Source organism: Rahnella ecdela (assembly GCF_019049625.1).
Lineage (GTDB): Bacteria > Pseudomonadota > Gammaproteobacteria > Enterobacterales > Enterobacteriaceae > Rahnella > Rahnella ecdela.
In genome coordinates, this window is sequence record NZ_JAFMOY010000118.1 from 71,864 (window position 1) to 86,091 (window position 14,228).

General features: G+C 55.5%; 6 protein-coding genes. 2 read left to right on the forward strand and 4 right to left on the reverse strand.

The window, feature by feature from the left end; genetic code table 11:
* Positions 1-127: 127 nt before the first annotated feature.
* On the forward strand, positions 128-8,662 hold the full coding sequence (locus J1784_RS07765; protein ID WP_420803959.1) for a glycoside hydrolase family 94 protein: 8,535 nt from the start codon (positions 128-130) through the stop codon (positions 8,660-8,662).
* 58 nt (positions 8,663-8,720) lie between these two features.
* Here the strand turns inward: J1784_RS07765 and J1784_RS07770 are convergent, their stop codons facing one another.
* Both J1784_RS07770 and J1784_RS07775 read right to left on the reverse strand, forming a co-directional pair.
* Positions 8,721-9,818, reverse strand: coding sequence for a pectate lyase family protein (locus J1784_RS07770; RefSeq protein WP_217148705.1), 1,098 nt, complete (start codon positions 9,816-9,818; stop codon positions 8,721-8,723).
* Positions 9,819-9,915: 97 nt separating this feature from the next.
* On the reverse strand, positions 9,916-10,413 hold the full coding sequence (locus J1784_RS07775) for a helix-turn-helix domain-containing protein (protein ID WP_217148706.1): 498 nt from the start codon (positions 10,411-10,413) through the stop codon (positions 9,916-9,918).
* A 547-nt stretch (positions 10,414-10,960) separates the two neighbouring features.
* Here J1784_RS07775 and J1784_RS07780 point away from each other — a divergent pair.
* Positions 10,961-11,806 carry an EAL domain-containing protein gene (locus J1784_RS07780; RefSeq protein WP_217148707.1) on the forward strand — a complete coding sequence of 282 codons (846 nt, stop codon included), beginning with the start codon at positions 10,961-10,963 and terminating at the stop codon, positions 11,804-11,806.
* Positions 11,807-11,907: 101 nt separating this feature from the next.
* Here J1784_RS07780 and J1784_RS07785 read toward each other — a convergent pair whose 3' ends face one another.
* Positions 11,908-12,966, reverse strand: coding sequence for a hypothetical protein (locus tag J1784_RS07785; RefSeq protein ID WP_217148708.1), 1,059 nt, complete (start codon positions 12,964-12,966; stop codon positions 11,908-11,910).
* A gap of 113 nt (positions 12,967-13,079) precedes the next feature.
* The gene (locus J1784_RS07790; protein ID WP_217148709.1) at positions 13,080-14,210 is read right to left on the reverse strand and encodes a hypothetical protein; all 1,131 of its coding nucleotides are present in this window, start codon (positions 14,208-14,210) and stop codon (positions 13,080-13,082) included.
* Between the last annotated feature and the right edge of the window lie 18 nt (positions 14,211-14,228).

Sequence of the window (14,228 nt, forward strand, 5' to 3'; positions counted from 1 at the left end):
TCAGGGGAGACGCCCGCCCGGCGACAAATCCGATCTGCCTCCCTGCCCTCTACCCATTTTCTTTTCATGTGAACTCTTATCGCAGCCCAGGCAACTGCCTTTTCGGGTCCGCGTAAGGTATGACGACGTGAAAAATGCTGTGATTAACTGGTTTAAAAGTAAAAGAGCACCTCCAGCTCCGGTCATTACCCGACGTCATCGGGCCAGTGCGCTGGAAAATCCCGCGCCTATTCGTGCCGAACTTTTCTCGGCCGATCAGATGGAACGTTTTGGCGGTAAGCTGGCTCTCTCGCATAAGCTTTCCGGTAAAAAACTGCCCTATTACCTGCTTAAACGCCTCGACGATAACGAAAAAGTTCTGACCCGCAGTTGCCTTATCCTCAGCAGTGGCGAGAAAGCCAGTATTACGCCCGCCGGAGAATGGCTGCTCGATAACTTTTACCTGATCGAAGAACAGATCCGCGTCGTCCGCCAGTTATTGCCGAAAAACTTCGGTAAAGGCCTGCCCTCTCTGGGCGCACCGCACTTTTGTCCGCGCATTTACGATATTGCTACAGAAGTGGTCAGTCACAGCGACGGCCTGTGGGACATCACCACGCTGACCCGTTTTCTCTCCACGTATCAGAGTGTACGACAGCTGACACTCGGCGAATTGTGGGCGTTTCCAGGGATGCTGCGTCTTGCGCTGATAGAGAACCTGCGCCGCGTCAGTATCGAAGTGGCAAATGCTCAGCAGGAGCGCAATCTGGCTGATTTTTGGGTCAACAAATTGCAGGACAGCGCCGAGAACGATCCCGCAAGTCAGATTATTGTGATTGCCGATATGGCGCGCAGTAATCCGCCGCGTACCAGCGCGTTTGTTGCCGAACTGGTCCGCCGTTTGCAGGGCCACGGTTCAATTCTGGCGCTGCCGCTGACCTGGGTGGAACAGCGTCTGAGCGAAGTCGGGCTAACCCAGCGGGAAGTGATCGACAAATTTAATCAGCAACTGGCGGCCAACCAGCTTTCAGTCAGTAACAGCATTATGGGACTACGCCAACTGACCGAAATGGACTGGGCAGATTTCGCCGAAAATCTCAGCGTGGTGGAGAAAATCCTCCATGAAGATCCCGCCGGTATTTACGCCTCCATGCACTTCGATACCCGCGATAATTACCGCCATCAGATCGAACGTCTTTCACGCAATTCCCGCCACGACGAAGCCTTTGTCGCCAGCCGCGCAGTTGCCTTAGCGCAACAGGCGGAGGGGGCGGTTCCGCAACACCATGTGGGTTATTACCTGATTGATGCCGGTCGCAAGACGCTTGAGAAAGACCTCAGCGTCAGATTTTCTTGGGTGACGCGCATGCGTGGCCGCCTGAGTCAGACGCCGCTGCTCTCATGGCTCGGCAGCCTGCTGTTGCTGACCACCGCCGTTACCGCCGATGCGCTTTACCGCTCGGCGCATCCGGCTATGCACTGGCTGTGGTGGAGTTTGCTGATACCGGTAGTGCTGGTCGCCAGCCAGTTTGCGCTCAATCTGCTCAGTGAAATCACTACCCGCAGCCGCACGCCGCAACCGCTGCCGCGTCTGGAATATGCCGGGGGTATTCCTGTAACCGCCAGCACACTGGTGGTGATCCCCTGTCTGCTCGGCAGTCGTAAAAATATCGAGGCGCTGATCAGCAGCCTTGAAGTCTGCTATCTCGGCAACGCGTTACCGAACCTGAATTTCGCGCTGCTCAGTGATTTTCACGACAGCCCGAACCCGCAGAATGCGGATAATAATGCACTGCTGGCGTATGCCGCGCAGCATATTCAGGTGCTGAACCGCCGTTATCCTTCGGCGCAGGGCGCACTGTTTACGCTGCTGCATCGCGACAGCGAACTCAATTCCGCACAGGGCGTGTGGATGGGGTATGAGCGTAAACGCGGCAAGCTCAATGCGCTTAACCGCTGGCTGCGCGATGAAGGCGAGCCGTTCTCGCGGATTGAAGGCAGCACGCAGGCGCATCTGCGTCAGGTGAAATATGTCATTACGCTCGACAGCGATACCGTATTGCCTCGCGCAACCGCGCATCAGCTGGTCGCGGCGATGGCGCATCCGCTCAATCATCCGGTGTATGACGAACAGCGTCAGCGCGTGGTGTCCGGTTATGCGATTCTCCAGCCACGGCTGGCGGAAGAAATTCCGGAAAACGGTCAGGGACGCTATGCCGCCTTGTGCAGCAGCGTACCGGGCAATGATCCTTATTCGTCGATGTCATCCGATATTTATCAGGATTTATTCGGTGAAGGCTCTTTTGTCGGAAAAGGGATTTATGACGTCGATATGTTCATCCGCGCAACGGACAACACCTGCCCGGAAAATCTGGTACTCAGTCACGACCTGCTGGAGGGCTGTTACGCACGCTCGGGCATGCTCAGCGATGTGGTGCTCTACGAACAATATCCGGATCATTATCTGGCCGATGTGGCGCGTAAAACCCGCTGGATACGCGGCGACTGGCAGTTGCTCAACTGGCTGGGATTTTATGTCACGCAGGAAGATGGTAAACGCTGCCGCAATCCGCTGACCATGCTTTCGCGCTGGAAACTGTTCGACAACCTGCGCCGCAGTCTGGTGGCGCCTGCCCTGCTGGTTCTGATTTTCAGCGCATTGCTGCTGGTGCCGGACAAACTCTACTGGCTTGGTTTTATCGCCGTGATGCTGCTGTTCCCGGTACTGGTGGCGCTGGTGCTGGATCTGTTTAACAAAGGGCCGCGCCGGGCGTTGGTCCCGCATTTGAAAAGCGTCGCCTCGGCCACCGTCAGCCGGATTTCCCGCGTGCTGCTGAATCTGATGACGCTGCCCCATGAAGCCGTGTATTCAGTGCAGGCGATTTTGCTTACACTCTGGCGGCTCACTGTCAGTCACCGCAAGTTACATGAATGGGCGAGCGTTAATATCAGCGCCAAATCCCGCGCGCATGCGCCGGAATATTTCTACCGCCGGATGTGGGCCAATCCGCTGGCGGGCGTGGCGGTCATTCTGCTGGCTGCACAGTCACATATGCCGCTGCTGGGATTTGCCGTCCCGCTCGGTCTGCTGTGGTTTATCGCACCGCGTGTTCTTTGCTGGCTGAGTCAGCCTGCGCGCCGCGCAGTGCCGGATCTGGATATCCAGCAACAGCTGTATCTGCGCCAGACCGCGCGCCAGACCTGGTCTTTTTTTGAAGTTTTCGTTAATGAAACCGAAAACTGGCTGCCACCGGATAACTTCCAGGAAATTCCCCAGCCGGTGATTGCTCACCGCACCTCGCCGACCAATATCGGGCTGTCGCTGCTGGCCAATATCTCCGCGTGGGATTTCGGCTATCTTACGCAGGGCGAAGTACTGGAACGCACCAGCCTGACGCTGGATACGCTGGATAAACTCGAGCATTATCGCGGCCATTTATATAACTGGTACGACACACGCACGCTCGAACCGCTCAATCCGCGCTATATTTCCAGCGTGGACAGCGGCAATCTGGCCGGACATTTACTGACGCTGAGCACCGGTTTGCGCCTGTGGAGAACGCAGCCTGCGGTCAATATACCGGCGTGGCTGAAAGGTCTGGAAGACACGCTGAATATGGCGGAAACTCCGGCCGATGCGCCGCTGGTGGTAAAACTTCGCGAAAGCCTGAAACAGGCAGCTGGCGAAAAAACGGAGCAAAGTATTTTGCATCTGCGCGAAATGCGTACGCTGATCCCCGCCACTGCAGAAGGCTGGCTGCAACGGCTGGCGCAGCAACTGGATGCCGGTTTGCAGGCATGGTCAGATTTTTACGCTGAACTGTCGCCGGAAGTGCAAAACGGGCTGCTGCCTTCGCTGCAATGGCTGGCGCAGCAGGATGCCCGCTCCGCTGCGTCGCTTTCCCGCGCTATCGGGCTGGCGCGGCAGCGTCTGGACATTATCGGCGAGCTGGAACAGCGCCTTAACGACCATGCGCACATGGATTTCCGTTTCCTGTACGACAAAAACACCCATCTGCTGACCGTCGGATATAACTGCGACGCGCACAAAATGGACAGCGGAAAATACGATCTGCTGCCGTCTGAAATCCGTCTGACCAACTACGTCACTATCGCCACCAATCAGCTGCCGCAAAAAAGCTGGTTTGCACTCGGACGCCTGTTTACCGTGATAGAAAAACAGCCGTCGCTGATGTCGTGGAGCGGGTCGATGTTTGAATACCTGATGCCACAGCTGGTGATGCCGGCCTATCCGGATACGTTGCTGGTGCAGATGTGTCAGACCGCCGTTGACCGGCAAATCGCCTGGGGCAAGGAAAATAACGTGCCGTGGGGGATTTCTGAATCCGCCTATGCAGCATTTGACCTCAACCAGAATTACCAGTATCACGCGTTCGGCGTACCCGGTCTGGGGCTGAAACGCGGTCTCGGCGAAGACATGGTGGTCGCGCCTTATGCCACCATGATGGCGCTGATGATCCGCCCTCAGCAAGCTTGTCAGAATCTCACTGTGCTGGAACATTGCGGCGCGCGCGGGGAATACGGTTTTTACGACGCGCTGGATTACAGCCCGTCACGCCTGATCCGTGGCCAGATTTACATCGTGGTGCGCTCTTACATGGCTCACCATCAGGGAATGGGATTCCTGGCGCTGGCCAACGTGCTGCTCGGCGCGCCGATGACCGCCCGCTTTGCCGCCAATGCCGCGTTCCAGTCTGCCCGCCTGCTGTTGCAGGAACGGGTACCGGATGCCGTCGAGCTTTACAGTCCGCGTCGCCACTTTGAATCTCATGACAACACGCTGCAAAAAGTGAACATTGAGCTGCGTGAATTCACCGACACCAGCAGTGCCTCACCTGAAATTCAGTTGCTGTCAAACACCCATTATCACCTGATGGTGACGCAGGCCGGGGGGAGCGTCAGCCGCTGGAAAGACCTGACGCTGACCCGCTGGCGGGAAGATGCGACGCGCGATAACCGCGGAATTTTCTGCTATCTCAGCGATCCGCAGTCCGGCGCGGTGTACAGCAATACCTGGCAGCCGCTCGGCAAACAAAAAGGCACGTATCATGCGGTGCTGAACGATTTCGGCGCAGAATTTAAACGCACGCAGGGTTCGCTGACCATGCAAACCCACATCGTGGTCTCGCCGGAGGATGACGTAGAAATCCGTCGTATGACTGTCACGCATCATGGCCGCCGTCCGCGCGAGCTGGAAATTACCACTTACGCCGAAGTGGTGCTGGCGCCAGCCGCCAATGACACCGCGCATCCGGCCTTCAGTAATCTGTTTGTCCAGACCGAACTGGTGCCCGCACAGGAAGGGATTTTGTGCCACCGCCGTCCGCGCGAACCGGAAGAACAGTGCCCGTGGATGTTCCATATGATGGCTATTCACGGTTCTGTGGAACGGGAAACCTCGTTTGAAACGGACCGCGCGGCCTTTATAGGACGCGGCAATACGCCCGCCAGTCCGCAGGCCTTGCGTCAGGCCGGACCGCTGACCAACAGCGCCGGTGCAGTGTTGGATCCGGTGATGTCTATCCGCCAGCGCATCACCCTTAAACCGGGCGTGCCGGTGATTATCGATATGGTGTACGGTATTTCCGAAACCCGTTTGCAAAGCCTGATGTTGCTGGAAAAATACCGTGACCATCATATCGCAGACAGGGTATTCGAAATCGCCTGGTCGCACAGTCAGGTGGTGCTGCGCCAGCTGAATGCCACCGAAGACGACGCGGGATTGTATAACCGCCTGGCCGGTGCGCTGGTTTTCGCCAGTCAGGAACTACGCGGCGACGCGCAGGCCGTAGCCGCAAACCGGCGTGGACAGTCAGGGCTGTGGGGACAATCGCTTTCCGGCGACCTGCCAATCGTGCTGCTAACCCTGACCAGCGATGAAAATATCGGGCTGGTGACGCAACTCATTCGTGCGCACAACTACTGGCGTCTCAAAGGGCTGAAGGTCGATCTGGTGTTGTTATGCAATGACTCCGGCGGCTATCAGCAGGCGCTGCAAAATCAGATCCTCAGTCTGGTCGCTTCCGGCGCGGGTTCCAGTCAGACCGACATTCCGGGCGGAATCTTTGTCCGCAATGGCGAACAGCTGACGCAGGAAGACCGCACGCTGCTGATGAGCGTGGCGCGGGTGGTGATCGACGACCGGCGCGGATCGCTTACCGATCAGCTCAATCTGCGCATGCAGTTGCCGCATGTCGCCCTGCCAGCGCTGCTGCCGGTGCGCACCGTCACAGACAATACGCCGGTCGCCGCGCCACCGCGTGACCTCACCTATTTCAACGGACTGGGTGGTTTCTCACCGGACGGACGTGAATATCAGATCGTGCTCAACGAAGGCCAGAATACGCCTGCGCCGTGGTCAAACGTGCTGGCGAATGCCGGTTTCGGTTCGGTAATTTCAGAAAGCGGACAGGCTTACACCTGGTTTGAAAATGCTCACGAATACCGCCTGACGCCGTGGGAGAACGATCCGGTCAGCGACAGCTCCGGCGAAGCGTTCTATCTGCGCGATGAGGAAACCGGCAGCGTCTGGTCACCGGCACCGTTACCGGTACGCGGCAACGGCGGCTATGTCACGCGTCACGGCTTTGGTTACAGCGTTTTCGAACACACCGGGCACGGTATCAGCAGCGAAATGACGGTTTTAGTGGCTGAACATGCGCCGGTGAAACTGATTATGCTGACGCTGACCAACGTCTCGGGGCGGCCACGCAGGCTGTCTGTGACCGGTTATGCCGAATGGGTGATGGCGGATTTACGCGCCAAATCAGCCATGCATATCGTCACCTCGGCGGCACATGTGGCACAAGGCTGCGGCGTGCTGGCGACCAACCATTACACCAGCAACGGCTCACCGCGCACCGCCTTTTTCGCCGTGACTGGCGCGCACTGCTCGGTGAGCGGCGACCGTCGTGAATTCCTCGGCCGCACCGGTTCAACGGCCGCGCCCGCTGCCATGAAAAACCAGCGCCTGTCGGATAAAACCGGCGCGATGCTCGACCCGTGCGGTGCGGTACAATCGGCCACCACGCTTATCGACGGCGACCAGCGCACCTTTATCTTTGCCCTCGGTCTCGGACAAAACGCCGGTGATGCTGAAGCCCTGATCCATCAATTCTTCCAGGAAGGTGCCGCGCAGGCTGAACTGGACAGAATTCATCACCACTGGCATCAGGTGCTGGATAAAATTCAGATAACGACGCCGGATAAATCTGTCGATCTGCTGACCAACGGCTGGCTGATTTACCAGACCCTCGCCAGCCGGATCCTCGCGCGCAGCGGTTATTACCAGTCTGGCGGCGCGTTTGGTTTCCGCGACCAGTTGCAGGATACGCTGGCGCTGACTCACGCGGCACCGGAACGGATGCGTGAGCAAATCCTGCTGTGTGCTTCACGGCAATTTATCGAAGGCGATGTCCAGCACTGGTGGCACCCGCCAACCGGTAACGGCGTGCGCACCCGCTGCTCCGATGACTATTTGTGGCTGCCGCTAGCCATCAGCCATTACATCGCGGTGACCGGCGATCACGCAATTGCAGAAGAACAGGTGCCGTATCTTGAGGCGCGTTTACTGGCACCGGGCGAAGAGTCGTTTTACGAACAACCGGTGGTCAGCGGAACCCGCGAAAGCTTGTGGCAGCACGGGATACGCGCGCTGAAACATGGCCTGAAAATGGGCGAACACGGTCTGCCGCTGATGGGCGCGGGCGACTGGAACGATGGCATGAATCTGGTCGGTCTGGGCGGACGCGGGGAAAGCGTCTGGCTGGGCTTCTTCCTCTATGATGTGCTGCAACGTTACGGTGAACTGGCGGACATCCGTCAGGATGCCGCCACCGCCGCGTTGTGCCGCGAACAGTCGGCGCAGCTGAAACAAAACCTCAATGATCATGCCTGGGACGGCGAATGGTATCTGCGCGGTTATTTCGACAGCGGTGAAACCTTGGGTTCACATGTCAATGCGGAGTGCCAGATAGACGCCATCGCCCAGAGCTGGTCAGTGCTTTCCGGCGCAGGCACGCCGGAACGTACTGCCAGCGCCATGCAGTCGGTGGACAAATATCTGGTGGACAGTGACGCGGGCCTCATCAAACTGCTGACGCCGCCTTTCGACGGCAACGGGCCGAATCCGGGATACATTCGCGGTTATCTGCCGGGCGTACGCGAAAACGGTGGGCAATACACGCACGGGGCCATCTGGGCGGTGATGGCGTTCGCCAGACAGGGCAACACCGAACGCGCGTGGCAATTGATGTCGATGATTAACCCGGTCAATCACAGTCTGACGCCGGAGGCCGTCAGCCGTTACAAAGCCGAACCTTACGTGATTTCTGCCGACATTTACTCGGTGGATCCGCACAGCGGGCGCGGCGGCTGGAGCTGGTACACCGGCTCCGCAGGCTGGACGTATCGCCTGATCACCGAATCTTTGCTCGGCATCACCCGCCACGGCGACGCCATTTCGATCCACAGCAAACTTCCGCAGGACTGGCCGGAAATCACCGTCACCTACCAGCAGGGCAGCAGCCGTTATCTGATCACCGTCCGCCGCAGTACCGGAGAATATGGCGTCACGCTGGACGGCACTCCACTTGCCGGTGACAAGATCCCACTCAACGATGATGGCGTTGAACATCGGGTGGAGGTTGAATTGGGAGAGTGATGCATTAGCACGTCGCCAGGAAGAAATGCCCTGCATGTGGATCGCAGGGCAATTTTTTTTACACCAAAACGCGGTAATCCAGCAAGTTTCCCGCAGAACGTTTTACCGCATCGACAAACTCCGGCGTCAGATCCCATTGCGGGAAATAGTCATACGGCGGCCTGACGACGGATGTAGTGTTAAAACCGCAGGCGCTTAAATCCGCTGTTGTGTCGTTAAATACCGAGCCCGAATCGGATAAATATTCGCCGCCAAACCCCTTGAACAATCTGCAAGCAACCGTCTGCCCTTTCACGTTGAATACGTTCAGTTCGGACAACGTTCTGGAATCTTTTCCGACGCCAAAACTGTACTGATATTTGTATATCGGATCGGCGACATCATTATCAAACACGTTGTTAAACAGATGAACATTGCCGAAACGCACGCGCGGTGTGCGCTGTACCACACGAATAAACAGATTGTCGTGAAAGGTCACGCGTAGTTTTCCGGCGTCTTCTGCGTCATTGCTGTCGCTGTGGCCGATGAGAATCGTTTTATCGTGCAGGGTGAAAACGCAGTGCGAAACGGTGACGTAATCCGAGGCACGTTTGATATCCAGAGAACCGTCGTGCTGGACGTATTTCCAGCCATCGACGGTTTTATACATGTCCATCGTAAAACGCCCGTCGCTGAATGTCACATTGCTGACCCAGACATGCTGGGCGCGAATGATACTCAGCCCGTCCCATTCCGCGTTCCAGCCATCGCCCTCTTCAAACTGAGGATCAACGTCGACAGGATTTTCGATGTAAATATTATGAATAATAACGTTGCTGACATCCTGAATAATCAACGCGCTTTCAACGAACCGGGCATTTTCATCGATACCCATCAGCGTCGTATTACTGCCGATAAATATCCTGCCGCGCCGGGACTGATCTTGACGGTTGAGATAAGGCACGCCGCCGCTGGCGTCAATCAGCCCGCCAATCCAGATGCGTTTCGGACGGTCGCCGGACTCCTCAATGGCCTGCCGGAGTTCGCCGATATTCGTGACGTAATAGGAAAGCTCAGGTTTTTCGCCGCCGCCGGCCGTGCCCCCTGCTTCAGAGGCCCAGCCTGCCGGGGTTTGGTACCAGAATTCATGCGGGGGAATATGATGAATTGATTTCATTGAGACAGCTCCATTTTATTGAAATAAAAATGAGTGATGCCACCTGCTTTTCCGTCCTTAGAATGGGGATCCCGGCGTAGTACCGCGCCTTACGCCGTCAGCTTATTGCTCTGTGTCTGGCAATATTTTTGTATAACGTAATACGATTGCTGATTTGTAATTTGTTAATCATGCGGGTGCGATGGGCATAAAACGTTTTCATGTTCATCCCCAATCGCTCACCAATTTGTTGCGTATCCAGCCCCTGCTGCATACAGGTCAATACTTCATTTTCCCGCGCAGAAAGTTTATATTTCACGTGATAATTAAAACGTGAATTATTCACCAGTAAACATGACAGCACTTCTTTTACCGGACTGCGCCGGTCAATCAGTGTCACATTCTCCAGATGTTGCAATGCGTAATAATCCACATCATTGGAGATAAAAGCGAAAATCTTTCGTCCCTGGCAGACAGAATCGGTCACCTGCGCATAACTGGTGGTCTCCACATCGACGATATAATAATTCTCATCAATCAGTTCCCGCGATAATAACGCGCTGAAGCCGAAGATAAAAAAATAATCATCAGAAATCACGGAGTCTGATAAGTCCATATAAATTCCCTTTCCGTAGTTCCTTTTACCCTATTTAACTGTCAGTAATTCGCTTCATTTCCTTTTATAAAATTTACAGAAACCACAAATTTTTGACACTACTAAAGTAATAGGAATTTTCTTTCAATTTAAAAACGTTCAATTCATCTTAATTTTTCATGACGAAAGGACATCAGACTGCACTTTACCGCATTAAATAGTGCAAACCACCAATATATAATCTTTGCGCGGCACTTATCACCACGCCGCAGAGTCAGCCTTACGTTAAAATCCGCAGTGGTTTGATAGCCAAAACTTAGGATAATTTCAAAAATGGATTTTTCTTAGTGAAAATACCTTGCAGAATTCACCACAATATTTCGTTCACGTCCGGCAGATTTTACACGCTTAACAAAAGATCAACATCGGCCTCAGATTATTTTTATGTGCGTCAATGACTACGCCTGTAGTTCCCGTCTGAAATATCACGTTCACGGGCGATCGTTTATAGAATGTTTAAACGGTATGATTTAAAACCTCATGTCCTGTTATTACCTTACGGTGCGCCATGCGTATTTTTAAACGGACATTTAAATCCGCCCTGTTATCTGCATTATCGGATAAAACTCTGGCGCAGCCGCACGCATTGCTTTTTATGTTGCGCAGGGCCATCAATAAACACCAGCTGATGCCTTTTATTCAGCCCATTGTGGATGCCCGAACCGGTGAAACGGTGGCGGGCGAAGTATTGATGCGCTGGCACCATCCCGCGCTTGGAAATATATCTCCTGACTATTTTATTCCGCTTGCCGAGAAAAACGGGCTTATTTCCCGCATCACAGAGTCAGGCATTCAGTCCGTCGCCCGCACTGTGATGTCGATGGCATTTATCTGTCGCCCTGAGACCACGTTATTCTTTAACGTCTCTGCGGCAGATTTTAAAAATCACGCCATTGTGAATCTCTGCAAAGCGTTCAAAAGGGATACGGCGCAGCGGGATTTACGTATCGGGCTGGAAATCACCGAAAGAGAAGCGGTTGAAGATACGACGTTGGTGAAAGATCTGTGCAAAAGCCTCGCACTGTTGGGCGTTGATCTTTCTGTCGATGATTTTGGAACGGGTAATGCTAACTACCATTATCTGATGCAGTTTCGCCCGCGCTATATCAAGATCGATAAAATGTTCACGGCCGGTGTTGAAGCCGACCCGGTAAAAGAAGCGATTGTGCGCAACATTATTGCCGTCGCAACGGAACTGCACTGCCTGACCATCGCCGAAGGCGTGGAAACAGACGCACAGCGACAAAAGCTCACCACCCTGGGCGTCAGTCACTTTCAGGGATATTTCTTCTCAAAGCCGGTCGAGGCTTCGGTTTTCTTCCATCAGCTTATGCACGCCCTTCCCCTGCGCTGATCTGGTCCCGTTTTACTCTTCCCGCAAACGCTTCCCGATAACGAAAAAGGCGGCCTGCTGTGATGCAGTCCGCCTTTTTTCGATCCATTGTGCCTTTGTGCTTACCAGTTCACATCAAGTGTGGCGGCTGCCGTGGCAGTGCCGGGCTCTGCGGTGGTTTTCGGGCACAATACCCATACCAGATTATCAGACCACGACTGTGTGGAAGACACCGTGCGCAGCGCCGCTTTGCTGCTATCCATACGCATCGACGAGCCTTTGGTGGTACATCCGGCCTCTGCGCTGGCGTTTGCGCCAATAAAGCCGCGGATATCCCCCGCAATACCGCCGCCTGTGGTCGAGATCATCGGCAGCGTGTAATCGTCGCCTGCCTGGGTTTTCGGCGTCACAGAATAGGTGATATCCGCACTGGTACCGGCGTCGTTAGTACAGTTCACATTCAGCGAAGACTGCACCGCAATCCCCTTGCCGTCCGTTGCCTGACCCGGCGTCACGTCACCGAATGGCACGACCGCCGCTGTGTTCATCGAACATTGCGTGCTGGCCACGACGAGATTACTGAAGCTCAGCAGCGACTGTCTGTTGTTTCCACTGGTTTTATGCAGTTGCAGATAGGTTGTGGGCAACGGGCCTGCCGCGACGCCTGGTGAAACATACACCCCGTACGAAACATTCATCGAAGTGCTAGACCCGTCAAGAATGAAGAAGTTGCCGCTGATCGGACGCTTTATCGCCGCACAATGCGACGCGGTGCCGGGCGTCTGCCAGTCAGTGATGATGGCCCCTTTACTGTCCCAGGTGGCGGAATAGGTGTCGGTGACCACGTTGGCGTTGCCGGTCGGCGTCGCCGTAATGGTCGTCGCGTTGAGGCTGCCGGTCAGGACAATTAGCACGCCCTTTTGGATCTCGTATCCCGACCAACCGTCAACCGTGGTGTATGGCAGGCCCGCTATTGAGCAGGTTGCACCATTGCTGTCATTTGGCGTGGTTTGCCAGGCCGACAGTTTCCAGCCCCATCCATAGGTCAGAGCGGTGGAGGCACCGTAAGGTCCGAAAGCCGTACCATTGATGGTCGGCGTCCAGGTGCCGAGACGGGTATAACCCTGCGGAAGATTCACCGCGAATGCCGCCTGGCAAGATAACAGTGCAGTAGCGGCCATGCAGGTGATCCCGCATCGACGAAAGGCTTGCGCCAAAAAACGCTTAAAAACAGACATCTTTTTCCCTATATCAACAATTTTGTAAAGACTAAAATCTGGCTCGATGTGGTTGATTACCAGCTCATGTCAAGCGTCACCGCCGCCGTGGCCGGACCGGGTTCTGCGGTCGTCCGCGGGCATAACACCCAGACCAGTGGATCAGACCAGTTCGTGCTGGTAGTGACCGTGTGCAGGCTGACTTTGGTGCCGTCCATCGGCAGTGAGGAATTGCGGTCTGCACAACCGGCTTCTGTGGTCGCGGATGCACCAATAAAACCACGTACATCGCCGCCCGCCACGCCTTTGTCCGACATCATCGGGATACTGAAATGGTCACCGGCCTGAGTTTTGGGCAGCACCGAATAGGACACCGGCAACGCGGTGCCGGAAGGATTACTGCACGTCACATCCACTGAGGCGTTCACCGCGACCTTGCGGTCATCCGGCGTGACATCACCGAAGGCAATCGCAGGCGTTGAATTCACCGTACAGTCCATGCCACTCCACGCCAGCGACAGGATACGCCGGTCAAAGGTCGCCGGCGTGACGTTCCAGCGGTAGCCCCGCGCGGCCTGTGCATAGACGGTTTTTGCTGCCATTTTGGCGGCTCCCGGCTGTACATAGACGCCGTAACCCATCGCCGACTGCGAGCCGCCTCCGCTGTTCATTTCCACCGCGCCAAACGACTGATTAAAGGTGGTGATCACCCCCAGACAGTCGGTGCGAATACTGACGTCGCCGCTGCCGTTGCCGGATTTGTCCCATGACGCGGACGACACGGTGTTCAGATCCGGCGCACCGTTAGGGATAAACGTGCCACCGGTGGCGTTCGGGTTCATGGTCCCGGAATTAATGACAATCTGGCCGGATATAGAACCGAACGGGATCATCAGAATGCCGGGAGAAATTTCATAACCGCGATAGCCGTCATAGGATTTCATCGGATACATCGACGCACATTCGCCGCTGGGCACCGGCACGGGGGAAACCACCACGGTTCCCGCGACACCTGATGCCATAAAAGGCACCACGTTTTGTGAGTAATACCAGCCGGGTTTATTGCCCGGAATGGTATCGCCGTCGGTCCACGTCAGCCGGGTGTTGACCACGTCACTGACCACCTGATAACCCGATTTCAGCTCGAGTGCAGCGCAGTTCATTCCCCACATCAGAGCCACAGACCCCAATAACATCCTTGCAGTCATGACTACTCCTTAAATTGG